Source organism: Ruegeria sp. SAZD013, assembly GCF_059612525.1.
This window is the reverse complement of the sequence record NZ_JBXWQT010000013.1, coordinates 163,589-178,526: the sequence shown is the minus strand read 5'-3', so window position 1 is coordinate 178,526 and position 14,938 is coordinate 163,589. Positions and strand designations below refer to the sequence as shown.

Sequence of the window (14,938 nt, the reverse complement as noted above, 5' to 3'; positions counted from 1 at the left end):
GATGACGATTGAAGTTCGTGTTCCCACGCTTGGCGAATCGGTCACCGAAGCCACAGTTGCAACCTGGTTCAAAAAGCCCGGTGATGCGGTCGCCATGGATGAGATGCTGTGTGAGCTGGAGACAGACAAGGTCACCGTCGAGGTTCCTTCACCCGCAGCGGGTGTAATGGGTGAAATCGTGGCAGCCGAAGGCGAAACCGTCGGTGTTGATGCCTTGCTGGCAACGATTGCGGCTGGAGAAGGCGCAGCGCCAGCTGCAGCTCCGGCAGCGGCACCTGCCGCATCGGCCGGGTCGGTTGACGTGATGGTGCCGACACTTGGTGAATCTGTGACAGAAGCAACCGTTTCGACCTGGTTCAAAAAGGTTGGCGACAACGTCGCGCAGGACGAGATGCTGTGCGAATTGGAAACCGATAAAGTCTCGGTTGAAGTTCCCGCACCGACTTCGGGTGTTCTTGCAGAAATCGTTGCTCCAGAAGGTTCGACCGTGGATGCGGCTGCCAAGCTGGCTGTCATCTCCGGAGCAGCCGCTGGTGCAACAGCCGCGCCGGCCCAGGCAGCGGCGGCTGCGCCCGCAGCAACCAGCACAGGAAAAGACATCGCAAACGCGCCGTCAGCCCAGAAGGCAATGGCCGAAGCCGGACTGTCAGCTGATCAGGTCACCGGAACAGGCCGCGACGGTCGCATCATGAAGGAGGACGTGGCCAAAGCCGTTGCAGCAGTTTCGGCCCCGGCACCTGTGGCGGCTGCCCCCACCCCTGTGGCCCAAGCCCCGCGCGCCCCTGTGGCTGCCGAGGACGAGGCACGCGAAGAACGCGTGCGGATGACCCGCCTGCGTCAGACAATCGCCAAGCGTCTGAAAGATGCACAGAACACAGCCGCGATCCTGACCACCTACAACGAGGTGGACATGACCGAGGTCATGGCCCTGCGCAATCAGTACAAGGACCAGTTCGAGAAGAAGCACGGCGTAAGGCTGGGCTTTATGTCCTTCTTCACCAAGGCCTGCTGCCATGCCCTGAAAGAAGTGCCCGAGGTCAATGCCGAGATTGATGGGACCGACATCGTCTACAAGAACTTCGTGCATATGGGCGTCGCCGCCGGTACGCCGCAGGGTCTGGTCGTGCCTGTCATCCGCGATGCGGACAGCATGTCCTTTGCCGCGATCGAAAAAGCCATCGCCGAAAAGGGCAAGCGCGCCCGTGACGGCAAGCTGAGCATGGCTGAGATGCAGGGTGGCACCTTCACCATCTCGAATGGTGGTGTCTATGGCTCGCTGATGTCCTCGCCGATCCTGAACCCCCCGCAGTCGGGTATTCTGGGCATGCACAAGATCCAGGACCGTCCGATGGTCATCAATGGTGAGATCAAGATCCGTCCGATGATGTATCTGGCCCTGTCCTATGACCACCGGATCGTCGATGGCAAAGGTGCCGTGACCTTCCTCGTCCGTGTGAAAGAGGCGCTGGAAGACCCGCGCCGCCTGCTGATGGACCTGTAAGCATGGCAACGCATGTCCTCTGGCAGGCCGATGTGGCCGATTTCAATGCTTGGCTGAAAGTGTTCCGCGAGGACAAACCGATGCGCAAGGCCGCGGGTATCCGCGACCTTCATGTCTGGCGCGACCCCGACCAAAAGGACCACGCCATCGCGATGTTCGAGGTTACAAACCTGGACAAGGCCAAAGCCTTCTTTGGTTCCGAAGAATTGGCGATGCATCACGAGCGGGGCGGAATTGCCCATATCTCGATCAAGCTGCTGGAACCTGTTTGACAAAGACTATTTCCGACCCGCCAAATCGGGTCGGGGAAGCGCCGGATCGTCCGGTCGATTTAGGAGAATGTAATGGCAAATTATGACGTCATCGTAATCGGCGCCGGACCCGGCGGCTATGTCTGCGCGATCCGCTGCGCTCAACTGGGTTTGAAAACCGCCGTGGTCGAAGGGCGCGAAACACTGGGTGGCACTTGCCTGAACGTGGGCTGCATTCCCTCTAAGGCGCTGCTACATGCCAGCCATCAGCTGCACGAGGCCGAGCATAACTTTGCCAAGATGGGCCTGAAGGGCAAAGCGCCTTCGGTCGATTGGAGGCAGATGCAGGCCTACAAGGACGAAGTCATCGACGGCAACACCAAGGGCATCGAATTCCTGTTCAAAAAGAACAAGATCGACTGGCTGAAAGGTTGGGGATCAATCCCTGCCGAAGGTCAGGTAAAAGTGGGTGATGAAGTCCACGTGACCAAGAACATTATCATCGCATCCGGGTCGGAACCATCTTCCCTGCCCGGTGTTGAAGTTGATGAGAAAGTTGTCGTGACCTCGACCGGTGCTTTGTCACTGAACAAGATCCCGAAGAAAATGGTTGTGATCGGCGCGGGTGTGATCGGTCTGGAGCTGGGATCGGTTTACAGCCGCCTGGGCGCTGAAGTTACCGTGATCGAGTTCCTCAAGGAGATCACGCCGGGCATGGACCCAGAGGTGCAAAAAACCTTCCAGCGCATTCTCAAGAAACAGGGCCTGACATTTGTCATGGGCGCGGCGGTGCAGAAAACCGAAGCGACCAAGACCAAGGCCAAAGTTACTTACAAGCTGCTCAAAGACGACAGTGAACATGTGATCGACGCCGACACTGTGCTGGTTGCCACAGGCCGCAAACCCTATTCGGATGGTCTGGGACTGGACGCTCTGGGCATCGAGATGACACCGCGTGGTCAGATCAAGGTTGGTGCCGACTGGCAGACCAACGTGCCGGGCATCTATGCAATTGGCGACGTGACCGAAGGCCCGATGCTGGCGCACAAGGCCGAAGACGAAGGCATGGCCGCAGCCGAGCAGGTTGCAGGCAAGCACGGTCATGTCAACTATGGCGTGATTCCGGGCGTGATCTACACCTGGCCCGAAGTCGCCAATGTCGGTGAAACCGAAGCGACGCTCAAAGAACAGGGTCGTGCCTATAAGGTCGGCAAGTTCATGTTTATGGGCAATGGGCGTGCCAAGGCGAATTTTGCGGCAGACGGGTTCGTCAAGATTCTGGCCGACAAGGAAACCGATCGCATCCTGGGTGCCCATATCATCGGCCCCGGCGCGGGCGATCTGATCCACGAAGTTTGTGTGGCAATGGAATTCGGTGCTTCTGCCGAGGATCTGGCGCTCACCTGCCACGCGCATCCGACGTATTCAGAAGCGGTGCGCGAGGCTGCCCTGGCCTGCGGAGACGGCCCGATCCACAGCTAACACCCCTGACCCCGGCGGCGATCAGCTTGCCGGGGTCAGCCATGCATCCAGATATGTTTCCAGTCTGTCTGTGAACGTTGTCGCTGAATGCAGCGCGCAATATTGTAAGGACATGGCCTGAATGGCAAAGGCCTGCACGCCTTCTGCCAACAGCTCAGATGGTACATCCTTGCGCACCTCTGCGGTTTCAAGCCACATCATCACGACCCGAAAATATCGTTCAAAACAATAGGCAATCGGCCCAATATCTGCGATAGCCGTTGCCCCCGAGTATCTGATCAACAGATCGAACACGTACCGTTCGGACGTCATGAATTCGTGGACCGGTTCCAGCGAAGCGATGATCTCTGGTACCGTTTTGGGTGGAGTTCCGGATTGGGCAAGATCCAGACACGCATTCAGCTTGTCCGCTATCAAGATTTCCATCAGCGCGTCCTTGTCGCGGAAATGCGCAAAGAAGGTCCCCTTGGCAACACCCGCGGCCTTTACAACTTCATCCACCCGCAAAGCTTCATATCCGCCGTGTCGGATAACCTCTTCCGCAGCTGAGAGAAGCTTGGCGCGGGTCTTGATGGTACGTTTCTGGATCGTTTTTTGCATAACGCCCAATCGCACATTTTTTGACCGTGGTCAAATTTTATATTGACCGTGGTCATTTTTTGATTCTATAAACTGACCACGGTCATTTTCAGGAGAACTACAATGCACCCCAAGAAAATCCTCATCCTCGATGGACATCCTGCAGAAAGCAGCTTGTCACGCACATTCGCAGAAACCTATGGCGAGGCAGCCCGCAAAAACGGACATGACGTCCGGATAGTCCATCTGAGCGACCTACAGTTCGATTTTGATTTCGGTCAGGGCAACTATCACGACTTCAAGCCGCTTGAACCGGTTCTGGAACACGTGTTGCAGGACTTCGAATGGAGCGATCATTTGGTCCTGACCACACCTATGTGGTGGGGCGGGCTGCCTGCAAAACTCAAAGGATTGATTGACCGGATGTTCATACCTGGACGGACATTCGACACCCGCAACACGACGATGGCCGGCCTGCCAGCCCCGATGCTGACCGGACGCACCGCGCGCGTTATCCTGACCTCAGATACGCCCGGCTGGTTCATGCGTCTGATGTACAGGCAAGCGCTTATTCGGCAGGTTCGCGGCCAGATCCTCGGGTTTGTTGGCTTCAAACCAACGCGGTTTACGTACTTTTCAGGCGCAAGCTATCCCAAACCGGGCAGCGTTGATCGCTGGATCAAAAAGGTGTCCAGAATCGGAGCCGCCGCAGCTTGACTGAACAGCCGTCCGTTACCTACCACATTGTTTTGGCGGCGCGTGCAGCCCAGTCTTTGTCATATTGCGCGCCGCCCTCTTCACCTTCTGACGCCTCGGACAGAAGCTGCCCAATCGTCGGAAGGTCCTTGCTTTCGTCGCCACAAGTCCAAGTTCGGGCGCGTATCAGTGCACGCGCGCACTGGCTGTAAATTTCATCAATCTGCACAACGATAACCGTCGCCGGAACCTTGCCAGCCTTTTCGAACTGGTTGCGCAATGCCGCGTCTGCGGTCAATCGGGCCGTTCCGTTCACCCGAACGACATTGTCAGAGCCCGGCACAAAGAACATCAGCGAAACGCGCGGGTCCCGAACGATGTTACGCAAGCTGTCCAGGCGGTTGTTTCCCCGCCAGTCAGGCAGCGCCAGTGTTTTTTGGTTCAATTCGCGCACAACAGCACCATCGTCCCCGCGTGGGCTTCCGTCCACCCCCTCGGGACCAACTGTACTGAGAATGCAAAGACGCGAGGCTTCAATCCACTTGCGATAGAGCGGAGTTAAGTGTCGAACGACCTTTCGTAACGAAGCAGCACCTGGCGTTCCGTACAACGCCTCGAGAGCTTCTACTTTTTCAATGAATTCCATCAGGATCAAACCCCACTTCGCGCATCAACTCGTTCGAGCGTGTTTCAATCACTTTCTCCAACCGCGCGAGGAACTCATCGCGGGCAACACCCGGTTTGATCGGCTCCAGAAAATCTACAATGGCAAGGCCGGGTTTACGCAAAACGCCTGTGCGGGGCCAGAACACGCCAGCATTCGTCGCAACCGGAACGCACGGAAAACCAAGGCCTTCATACAGAATCGCCGTACCAACCTTGTAGGGTTTCTTTGCGCCCGGCGCCACACGCGTGCCCTGCGGATAGATTACCAGCTGTCCAGGTTCAGAAAACTCTTTTGAGACGTCCTTGACCATTTTTGCCACAGCCGCACCGCGCTTGCCTCGATTGACCGGGATACAGCCAAGGCGTCGCGCATACATGCCAATAACGGGTGTGAACAACAGCTCGCGCTTCATGATAAACTTGCCGTGCGGAATGGCGTCGAAAATCATGATGATATCAAGAAACGACTGATGTTTGGCCCCGATGACCACTTCATTCGTCGGGGCATTGCCCCGCACCTCGCAACGGATACCAACCATCCACCGGGCCAGCCACATGGTGCTTTTGGCGTAGGTTTTACACGCTTTCAGCGCACCGTTTCTGGAAAACAGCGCATAAGGCAGAAACGCGATGCCAAGGACCAGCATCCAGGCATAGATTACAATCATGAAGATGAGGGAACGAACCCACTGAATTGCCATCAACATCAGGAAAGCTCCTTCAACTTGCGTCGGGCTGCGGCCCATGTGGCAACAAAGGCAACGGCTGCCCCAAGGACGGGGATAAGAACCGGCAACACCCAGTCTTTACCCTGAAATCCAACTCCGGTCAGAAATCCACCCGCATCCGAAGCTTCGGGCAAAAGCAAGACACCTGTCATTCCCAGAAGGGTCCCAACCGAGGCGCCGAAAAACGCGCGATAGGTAAACCGCCGTACAAAAGCACCTGCGATGAAACCATCCTGCGCGCCAACCAATCGCAGAACTTCGATAATCTGCGCATTGGCCGCGAGTGATGCGTTGGCCGCAAGAGTGATCATCGCAGCGGTCGCGCCACCGATCAGCAGGATTGATATCCACCCCAGACGACGCAGGGACATCGCAGCATCGACCAGCGGTTCGCGCCATCGCGTGTGATCATCAAGAACCGCGCCGGGCACCTCGGCCCCCAATCGCAATCGCAGTCCGATTGCATCCAGCCCCGGTTCACCCTCGATGATCTCTATCAGCTGCGGGATTGGCAAAGTATCCAACGGCAGGTCCGGCCCGAACCAAGGTGACAGCAACGCGGCTTGTTCATCTGCGCTAAGCGCACGGGCAGACGCGACACCGGGTGTCTGGCTGAGGACGGTCAATGCCGCTTCTGTTTGGGCAGCAAGCTGCTCGGCCGGTGCATTGATGCGTAAGGTTACGGCGCCCGCCAGTTCCGAAGCCCACCGATCCGCGATGCGGCCAGAGGCGAGGGACAAAGCCAAAGCGAAAACAGCAAGAAATGCCATGGCACCAGCGACAAACAGGGTCAGGTGGGCGGTGTAGCCGGTTGGCGGAACAACGCGGTCAGCACGGGTATCGCCGCGCAGCAGGTTTCGGATATCAGCCCCAGTCACAGGTCTGCCCCCGCCAGATGCAGCTTTCGCTGCGAAATCCGCAAAACACGCGCCTGAACATGGCTTTTTGCAGCTCGGATCAGGCTCAGGTCATGGGTGGCAATCAGAACGGTCTTTCCCATGCGGTTCAGCTCAACCAGCAGGTGCAGCAAACGTTGCGACATCTCCCAATCGATATTGCCCGTGGGTTCATCCGCCAATATGACATCGGGCGACAGGATGACGGCACGCGCCAGAGCTGCTCGTTGACGTTCACCGCCGGATAATTCCGGTGGCCGTGCTTCGAGACGTGCACCAAGCCCCACCCAGCTAAGCAGTTCGGTCAGATTGTCTTGCCCGGACGATTCCCCGCGCCCGGACACCATCAGTGGCAAGGCGACATTTTCAGCAAGCGTCATATGGTCAAGAAACTGGCAATCCTGATGCACAACGCCGACACGGCGGCGCAGCACGGCCAGCTGATCCCGATCAAGGGTCGAGACGTCCTGATCAAACACGCTAAGACGCCCTGAGGTCGGCAACAGCGCCCCGTAACACAACTTGAGCAATGTCGTCTTGCCCGCCCCCGACGGCCCGGTCAGAAAATGGAACGACCCTGGCTGTAATTGAACCGAGACATCGCTCAGCAACTCGCCGCCACCGTAGGTATAGCTGACATTTTCCAGCTCGATCACACGTGCCCCCAATATTTTGCCGCTCTTCTTGCCCGAGCAGGGCGACGGTTTCAATGGCTCTACCGAGTCCAATTGGTGACACTTGACCTATGAAACCGAAAACGCCCTTTGCTGTTGGGTCTTAACGGAATATCATCCCTGAAAAAACTATTATCGGCCCTTCACCCGGTCGAGGAGGCAGTATGCGTCTTACATGTCCGAATTGCACTGCGCAGTACGAAGTTCCTGACGAGGTCATCCCCGAGGAAGGCCGCGACGTGCAGTGTTCGAACTGCGATCAAACCTGGTTTCAGGCCAAGCATCCATCCGAGCCGACGGTTGAACCGAACGCGCCCGAGGACAAGCCTGTTGTGGCAGATACACCTGACACCGAGGTCGAGGCCCAGAAGGACGCCGAGCCCGCAGAAAAAACAGCGCCAGAGGTTGAAAAACCTGCTGCATCCACAGGAAATGTTGCCCCATCAGTCGCCAGTATCCTGAAAGAAGAAGCCGCACGAGAAGCAGAGTTGCGCGCGCAGGAAGGCGGCGGCCTGGAAAGCCAGCCCGATCTGGGCCTAGAAGCCCCACCAGAGCCAAAGGTCAGGCCCAAACGCCCTGCAACTTCGGAAACCGCCGTTGATGCCGGGCAAAAGGATGCACTGCCGGATGTCGATGCCATCAACTCGAGCATGCGGTCCGACCCCGCAGAAGATGTGGCGCAGGCGCCCCGCAAGTCCGGTGGGTTCTTGCGTGGTTTTGCGCTGATGCTGATCATCGGCGTGGTTCTGTACCTGATCTACGGGAATGCCCGCCAAATCAGCGAGGCTGTACCGCAGGCCGATCCGCTGCTCAGCTCATATGTGTCGCTGGTGGATCAGGCGCGAATCTGGCTCGAAACTCAGGCAGGATCTGGAGCGCAGAACTGAGAGCTAGAACCGCTCCAGCAACCGCTTGAGGTATTCCAACTCGATCTGGGGACGGTCTGTTTCACCGGTCCGGCGACGGATTTCATCCAGCAACTCGCGGGCCCGGCGATAGACATCTTCGCCTTGCAACAGGTTCTCGTCGGTTGAAATCGAACCCGCAGCACCCGGGTTTCGGCCCAGCGGATCGCGGTTGTTGGCCTGCATGTCGCCGTCTTGTGTTCCCTGCCCCGGTTGGTTCTGCTGTTCCTGCGCCATAGCTTCACCCAGCGACCGCATCCCTTCGCGCAACGCTTCCATCGCTTCGGACTGACGGTCGATAGCTTCGGCGAGATCATCGCCACGCAGGGCCTGCTCGGCCTCGTCCATGGCACGCCCGGCCCGATCCAGCGCTTCGCGGGCGGCGTCACCTTCGGGTGTGCCGACACCGGGCAGTCCTTGTTGCTGGCGACCCAGCTCGTCTCTCAACGCTTGCTGTCGGTCGGCGAGCGAACCTTGCCCCTGCTCACCGTCTCCGGCCTGATCCGAACCTTCACCCTGTCCGCCCTGCCCTTCGTGGCTTTGCCCCCGACCTTGACCACCGTTGCGACCTTCGTTCCCTTGGCTTTCACCTGATTGCGCGCCGGGGTTGAACTGTTCCTGCAAATCACGAAAGGCCTGATCGCTAAGACCCTGCTGTTCGCGCAGGGTTTCGGCGAGACCTTCCATGGCCTGCTGGCCTTCAGATTGCTGCCCTTGGCCCTGACCCTGAGTTACACGCATGTTCTCCATCATCTGCTGGAATTCTTCCAGCGCCTGCTGAGCTTCGGCCATGCGACCTTGTTCCATCAGTTCCTGAATACGGTCCATCATGCGTTGCAGGTCATCCTGCGTCATTTGCAAAGATTCACCATTCTGGCCGGGCTGACGCTCGCCGTCTTCACCATTTTGCTGTGCCAGCCGTTGTAATTGCTGCAGGTAATCCTGCGTCGCCTCGCGCAATTCCTGCATCAACTCCGCTATTTCTTCATCGCTGGCCCCGTTCTTCATTGCTTCGGTCAGACGTTCCTGCGCGCGGCGCATTCGTTCCAATGCATCCGCCAGCGTCCCGTCCTCGATCAGTACGGCAAGGTCCCACAGGGCCTGTGCAATCTCCTCTTGTTGTTTGGGTTTCAACCCGTATCGATGAAAAGTTTCCAATCGCCGCAGAACAACCCGCAGACGCAGATAGGCTGTGTCAGAACGAAACAGTTCCTCAGGGCGGTGCGACACAGCCCTCAGGACTTGCGAGACACGAGGCGCATTGGAACGCGACCAAAGCAAGTCGCGCCTTTGCTCAATCACGGCTGCCGCCAGCGGATCAAAGAAGCGCCGTGCTGGCAATGCCGTCGCATAGGGATCCGAAGACGTTTGCTGATCCGCTGCATCTGTTGCCCTCAAGGTAATCCTGACCGGCAGATGCGCCCACGGATGTTGCGAGAAATCCTCGATCAGGTCTTCGGTGAAATCTGCGCGGTCACCGGTGATCGGCATGGGTAATTCGATTTCGATCACCTCGCGCGGCTCTGGCTCGACCGCCAGTCCGTACCGACGGTCAATCGCCGCCTGATCCAACTCGATCCGGGCCAAGCCCGAAACCACGCCGTAATCATCGCTGGCGGAAAATGGCAGCTTCATCTGCCCGCCCGCTTCAGACTCGGCGGTTCCGGAAACCGCGATCTTCGGAGCCGCGTCATCAATGACCAGCACCGACCAGTCCTGCCCCGCCGGTCCATCTATGCGCAACTGACCCGAGCGTTCGGCGACAAACTCCAGTTCCGGGTCTGTTGCCGCCTCGGTTCCGCTGGCAGAACTGCTCTCGGTCAGACTATGTGCGCCGACCTCACCGTACAGTCTCAAGGTGATGCGACTGCCCTTGGGAACAGAAAGCGCCGCCCCCGTTTGGTCGGCAAGATATAAGGTCGGCAAACCTGTGTATCTGGGGGGTTCCACCCATCCTTCCCAAGTTGGACCCTGTCCAGCCACGGCCGTGCCCGGGGTCATGTCCGCCACTGAACCCACACGCCACAACGATCCAAAGATCAGCGCCACAACAAATGCCAGCAGAGCGGCATAGCGCAACGCATACGGGTCGCGCGACGCAAGCCGAAGATCTGGTTTCACAGCCTCAGCAGTGGCCGCACGCTGTGCCATGCGGGCTTTGTGCGCCTGCCACAAGGCAACCGAGTCCCCATCGTTGGCACCGATTGCCTGATCATCGAGCAAAGCCTGAATCGGTCGACCGGGCAGAGCCTCATCCAGCCGCGCCAGCGCATCAGCGCGGGACGGCAGTTTGAATTTCGTGACACCCCGGACAGATGCTGCACCAAAAGATATCAACGACAGCGCACCAGCACCCCAGACAATTTCAACGGGCAGATGATCCTGCAACCCCAGCATCAGAGCGGCGAGCAAAGCCAGAACAATCGAGAACGCAGGCCAGAACGCGCGCAGCACCTGTTCAGCCACCATACCGAGATGGGTTAGCCACAGGGACAGGCGCGGAATGGGCAGGTTCGTTCTGTTGGTCAAGACGGGCCTCCGGGACGGGCCCGCGCGGTTATCGCGTCAAAGCCACGATGGTATGGTATCGCGGTTTATGATTTCGTCAAAGCTTGGCCGTTCACGAATGACTGCAAATTGATCGCCATTCACCAGAACTTCGGGGATCAACGGGCGGGTGTTGTATTCGCTGGACATCACCGCACCGTATGCACCCGCGCTGCGAAATGCGACCAGATCACCCGATTTCAGCGGCGGCATATTGCGCTGCTTGGCAAAGGTATCCCCGGATTCGCAGACCGGACCGACAATGTCGTAAGGGCGCTGTTCCACACCGGCGACAGGTTCCTGCACCGAAACGATATCGTGGTAAGCTTCGTACATTGCGGGGCGGATTAGGTCGTTCATCGCCCCATCAAGGATCAAAAAGTCGCGACCTTCGCCTGATTTCACATAGATCACCTTGCTGACCATGATCCCGGCGTTGCCCGCGATCAGGCGTCCGGGCTCAATCTCGATCTCACAGCCCAGATGGCTCAGTGTTTTCTTGACCAGCGCACCATATTCAATCGGCAATGGGGGTGCGTTGTTCGACCGGGTGTAAGGAATGCCCAGACCGCCACCCAGATCAAGACGCCGAATGTTGTGACCTTCAGAGCGGAGTCGTTCGGTTAGCTCGGCCACCTTTGTGTAGGCCAGCTCATACGGTTCAAGTTCGGTCAGTTGCGAGCCAATATGAACGTCGATGCCGATCACCTCCAGCCCCGGCAGGCTGGCGGCGTGGGCGTAAACTTCCGAGGCACGGGCAATCGGAATGCCAAACTTGTTCTCAGACTTGCCGGTGGCAATCTTAGCGTGCGTCCTGGCATCGACATCCGGGTTCACCCTGACGGTGATCGGCGCGATTACGCCAAGCTCAAGCGCAATGGCGTTGATCACTTCCATCTCGGGCTCGGACTCGACGTTGAACTGGCGAATGCCACCGCTCAGCGCTATGCGTATCTCGTCCGCTGTTTTCCCCACACCTGAGAACACGATTTTGTCACCGGGAACACCAGCCGCCTTCGCCCGCAGATATTCTCCGCCCGAGACCACGTCCATCCCAGCGCCTGCTTGGGCCAATGTCTTAAGGATCGCCTGATTGCTGGCCGCTTTCATCGCGTAGCAGATCAGGTGATCGGTGCCGTCCAACGCGTCATCGAACAGTTTGAAATGCCGCAACAATGTAGCCGTGGAATAGACGTAGAACGGTGTTCCAACCGCGGCTGCAATTTCGGAGACGGGGACATCCTCGGCGTAAAGCGCGCCGTCGCGGTACAAAAAGTGATCCATGCTTGCGCGCTTAGACCATAAAAGGACTTCGGATCAATGGATTCCGTATCCTTGGTCGCGGTTTAGTTTTGAGTTGAAACACCAACTCGGCCATAGCCCGAGATAGAAATGCCGGTGCCCGATTGTTTTGGTTCGGCCGCAGGTTCCGGGCGTCGCGCTGACGAAGGCTCACAGGCCGCCAAAACCGCAAGTGCACAAACCAGTCCCAGAATTCTCATCTCAATACCATTCCTTTGTGTGACAGGTTATCGATACGCGCGCGCAACATGAGGTGTCAGGACCAGAGGCGCAACACGCAAAGGGGTCAGAATCCAAGATAAATGCCCAGCGGCCCGCGACTTAGCCCGACACCTCCGCCGACATACGCACCGCTTGATCCAACCCCGATTGTGGCACTGACCGTGGGCTGAGGGGCAGTTGGTTGGTCAGGCTCGCCATCAGCCCCGCACCCGGCCAGTACCAGGCCGGAAACCGTAATCAGGATCGCACGTAGCGCGGTCGTCATACCATTGCCTTCCATCGTTCGATCTGGACCCGCACCTGATCGGGGGCGGTACCGCCGTAGGACTGGCGCGAGTTTACCGAATTGTCGACGCCAAGGACAGAGTAGACGTCATCCGAAATTTCACCATGGACCGATTGCATATCGTCCAGTGTCAGGTCGGGCAGGTCACAACCCATACCCTCGGCCATGGCCACCAGTGATCCGGTGACGTGATGCGCATCCCGGAACGGCAGGCCCAGCACGCGTACCAGCCAGTCGGCCAGATCCGTCGCGGTCGAGAAACCCGAGCCGGCGGCGGCGGCAAGGCTGTCGCGGTTGGCGGTCATGTCCTTGACCATCCCTTCCATCGCCGCCAGCGCCAGCATCCAATTGTCGGCGGCGTCAAAGACCTGTTCCTTATCTTCCTGCATGTCCTTTGAATAGGCCAGCGGCAGGCCCTTCATCACCATCATCAGCGCGGTGTTGGCCCCATAGATGCGCCCAACCTTGGCGCGGATCAGTTCAGCTGCATCCGGGTTCTTTTTCTGCGGCATGATCGACGAGCCGGTCGAAAACCGGTCGGACAGGGACACGAAACGGAACTGGGCCGAAGACCAGATCACCAATTCCTCGGCAAAACGCGACAGGTGCAAGGCGCAGATCGAGGCGGTCGACAGGAATTCCAATGCAAAATCGCGGTCGCTGACGGCATCCAGCGAGTTGGCGGCGGGGCGATCAAAGCCCAACGCCCGCGCTGTCATATGGCGGTCGATGGGGAAGGATGTGCCTGCCAGCGCGGCAGCCCCCAACGGGGATTCGTTCATTCGGGCACGGGCGTCGCGGACTCGGCTCAGGTCGCGGCCAAACATCTCGACATAGGCCATCATGTGATGCCCCCAAGTTACGGGTTGCGCAGTTTGCAGATGGGTAAAGCCCGGCATGACCCAATCGGCGCCTGCTTCGGCCTGCGCCAAAAGCGCGCGGATCAGGGCCAGAATACCGGACTCCGCCGCATCAAACTGATCCCGGACCCACAGTTTGAAATCCGTCGCCACCTGATCGTTACGCGAACGCCCTGTGTGCAAACGGCCTGCCGGCTCGCCAATGATCTCTTTCAGCCGCGCCTCGACATTCATGTGGATGTCTTCCAGCGCGGTCGAAAACTGAAACGTGCCGCTCTGGATTTCTGACAAAACGGTGAGCAGCCCTTCCCGAATGGCCTGCGCATCACTATCACTTATGACGCCTGTGGCAGCCAACATGGCCGCATGGGCGCGCGAGCCTGCGATGTCCTGGGCTGCCATCCGCTGATCGAACCCGATCGAGGCATTGATCGCCTCCATGATCGCGTCTGGACCGGCGGCAAAGCGGCCGCCCCACATCTGGTTCGAGGATTGATCGGTCATGTAAGAAAACCCGGAGTTGATATGCGCCTAATTCGTTTGATCCCCCTTTATATGGCCCTTGCGCTGGGTGCAAACGCCGCTTTTGCGACCGATGCAGAAACGCTGGCTCCTCTGCGGGAAGACAGCCTGAAACGTCTGATCCTGCACGAGGAGCCCAAACCGGCAAAAGTGATCGAGTTTCAGCGGGAAGATGACGGGGGTGTCGGCACGCTGGCCGATTATGAGGGTAAGTATGTTCTGCTGAACTTCTGGGCCACCTGGTGTGCCCCCTGCCGCAAAGAAATGCCGCAGATCGCCGAATTGCAGGACGAGTTTGGGGGTGACAAGTTTCAGGTCCTGACCCTTGCCACAGGCCGCAACTCACCAGCAGGGATCAAGAAGTTCTTTGAAGAGAATGGCATCTCCAACCTGCCGCGTCATCAGGACCTCAGCTCGGCTGCCGCGCGCGAGTTTGGCATCATCGCGTTGCCCATCACGGTCATTCTGAATCCCGAAGGTCAGGAAATCGCGCGGCTGATCGGTGATGCTGAATGGAACTCGGATAGCGCGAAGGCGATTATCTCGACGCTTGTTGGCGCAGAAAACTGAGGAAATAGCCTTAATATCAGCAAATCTTGATTTCCTCCGGGCATTCAACTCGGAGGATTTTTGATGAATTCTATTGCAGGAGTTGCCGCGATGGCGGGTGTTTTTTGGATGGCCACCGATGCTGCTACCACCAAAGATGTACGCAAGAGAGGCAAGGGAGATCAAGTAACCTACATGATCTCCGACTAGTATTCCTGCTTGTCGGATGGCTGCGATCAAAGCCTTGGTTTTGGAACACAGCTGACGCGACG

The 14,938-nt window shown here is 58.1% G+C and carries 16 protein-coding genes; 7 read left to right on the top strand and 9 right to left on the bottom strand.

Annotated features, from left to right (window positions below; translation table 11 throughout):
• The first annotated feature begins 1 nt into the window (after position 1).
• The 3 genes from odhB to lpdA all read left to right on the top strand — a co-directional run bounded on the left by odhB (position 2) and on the right by lpdA (position 3,234).
• Positions 2-1,501, top strand: a complete 1,500-nt coding sequence (gene odhB / locus AC2FLU_RS02985; protein WP_480518439.1) for a 2-oxoglutarate dehydrogenase complex dihydrolipoyllysine-residue succinyltransferase — start codon at positions 2-4, stop codon at positions 1,499-1,501.
• A gap of 2 nt (positions 1,502-1,503) precedes the next feature.
• Positions 1,504-1,773, top strand: coding sequence for a hypothetical protein (locus tag AC2FLU_RS02980; RefSeq protein WP_480483134.1), 270 nt, complete (start codon positions 1,504-1,506; stop codon positions 1,771-1,773).
• A gap of 72 nt (positions 1,774-1,845) precedes the next feature.
• Positions 1,846-3,234, top strand: a complete 1,389-nt coding sequence (lpdA, locus tag AC2FLU_RS02975; RefSeq protein ID WP_496811856.1) for a dihydrolipoyl dehydrogenase — start codon at positions 1,846-1,848, stop codon at positions 3,232-3,234.
• Positions 3,235-3,255: 21 nt separating this feature from the next.
• Here the strand turns inward: lpdA and AC2FLU_RS02970 are convergent, their stop codons facing one another.
• A complete protein-coding gene (locus tag AC2FLU_RS02970; protein ID WP_480475070.1) occupies positions 3,256-3,834 on the bottom strand; it encodes a TetR/AcrR family transcriptional regulator in 579 nt (192 codons plus the stop codon).
• Between the two features lie 102 nt (positions 3,835-3,936).
• Between AC2FLU_RS02970 and AC2FLU_RS02965 the strand changes: the two genes are divergently transcribed.
• The gene (locus AC2FLU_RS02965; protein ID WP_480518435.1) at positions 3,937-4,530 is read left to right on the top strand and encodes an NAD(P)H-dependent oxidoreductase; all 594 of its coding nucleotides are present in this window, start codon (positions 3,937-3,939) and stop codon (positions 4,528-4,530) included.
• Between the two features lie 19 nt (positions 4,531-4,549).
• On the opposite strand, the gene AC2FLU_RS02960 is transcribed toward AC2FLU_RS02965, so the two are convergent.
• Genes AC2FLU_RS02960 through AC2FLU_RS02945 form a run of 4 tightly spaced genes read right to left on the bottom strand, consistent with a single transcriptional unit; the run spans position 4,550 to position 7,455 of the window.
• A complete protein-coding gene (locus tag AC2FLU_RS02960; protein WP_480475066.1) occupies positions 4,550-5,155 on the bottom strand; it encodes a pyridoxamine 5'-phosphate oxidase family protein in 606 nt (201 codons plus the stop codon).
• A complete protein-coding gene (locus tag AC2FLU_RS02955) occupies positions 5,142-5,882 on the bottom strand; it encodes a lysophospholipid acyltransferase family protein (RefSeq protein ID WP_496808308.1) in 741 nt (246 codons plus the stop codon). The genes AC2FLU_RS02960 and AC2FLU_RS02955 overlap by 14 nt, the downstream gene beginning before the upstream one ends.
• On the bottom strand, positions 5,882-6,781 hold the full coding sequence (locus AC2FLU_RS02950) for a cell division protein FtsX (protein ID WP_480475063.1): 900 nt from the start codon (positions 6,779-6,781) through the stop codon (positions 5,882-5,884). Before AC2FLU_RS02950 ends, AC2FLU_RS02955 begins: the two co-directional genes overlap by 1 nt.
• The gene (locus AC2FLU_RS02945) at positions 6,778-7,455 is read right to left on the bottom strand and encodes a cell division ATP-binding protein FtsE (RefSeq protein WP_480476894.1); all 678 of its coding nucleotides are present in this window, start codon (positions 7,453-7,455) and stop codon (positions 6,778-6,780) included. Before AC2FLU_RS02945 ends, AC2FLU_RS02950 begins: the two co-directional genes overlap by 4 nt.
• 182 nt (positions 7,456-7,637) lie before the next feature.
• Between AC2FLU_RS02945 and AC2FLU_RS02940 the strand changes: the two genes are divergently transcribed.
• Positions 7,638-8,360 carry a zinc-ribbon domain-containing protein gene (locus AC2FLU_RS02940; protein WP_480475061.1) on the top strand — a complete coding sequence of 241 codons (723 nt, stop codon included), beginning with the start codon at positions 7,638-7,640 and terminating at the stop codon, positions 8,358-8,360.
• Positions 8,361-8,363: 3 nt separating this feature from the next.
• On the opposite strand, the gene AC2FLU_RS02935 is transcribed toward AC2FLU_RS02940, so the two are convergent.
• The 4 genes from AC2FLU_RS02935 to argH all read right to left on the bottom strand — a co-directional run bounded on the left by AC2FLU_RS02935 (position 8,364) and on the right by argH (position 14,099).
• Positions 8,364-10,847: a TIGR02302 family protein gene (locus AC2FLU_RS02935; RefSeq protein WP_480518636.1), complete on the bottom strand. Its 2,484-nt coding sequence runs from the start codon at positions 10,845-10,847 to the stop codon at positions 8,364-8,366.
• Between the two features lie 96 nt (positions 10,848-10,943).
• Positions 10,944-12,209, bottom strand: a complete 1,266-nt coding sequence (lysA, locus tag AC2FLU_RS02930) for a diaminopimelate decarboxylase (RefSeq protein ID WP_496808309.1) — start codon at positions 12,207-12,209, stop codon at positions 10,944-10,946.
• Between the two features lie 304 nt (positions 12,210-12,513).
• Positions 12,514-12,714, bottom strand: a complete 201-nt coding sequence (locus tag AC2FLU_RS02925) for an argininosuccinate lyase (protein WP_480475057.1) — start codon at positions 12,712-12,714, stop codon at positions 12,514-12,516.
• The gene (gene argH / locus AC2FLU_RS02920) at positions 12,711-14,099 is read right to left on the bottom strand and encodes an argininosuccinate lyase (protein WP_480554218.1); all 1,389 of its coding nucleotides are present in this window, start codon (positions 14,097-14,099) and stop codon (positions 12,711-12,713) included. The genes AC2FLU_RS02925 and argH overlap by 4 nt, the downstream gene beginning before the upstream one ends.
• A gap of 21 nt (positions 14,100-14,120) precedes the next feature.
• Between argH and AC2FLU_RS02915 the strand changes: the two genes are divergently transcribed.
• Positions 14,121-14,687, top strand: coding sequence for a TlpA family protein disulfide reductase (locus AC2FLU_RS02915; RefSeq protein WP_480554219.1), 567 nt, complete (start codon positions 14,121-14,123; stop codon positions 14,685-14,687).
• A gap of 63 nt (positions 14,688-14,750) precedes the next feature.
• Positions 14,751-14,876 (top strand): hypothetical protein, encoded by a 126-nt coding sequence (locus AC2FLU_RS02910; RefSeq protein ID WP_480554220.1) that lies wholly within the window; start codon positions 14,751-14,753, stop codon positions 14,874-14,876.
• The last annotated feature ends 62 nt before the right edge of the window (positions 14,877-14,938 follow it).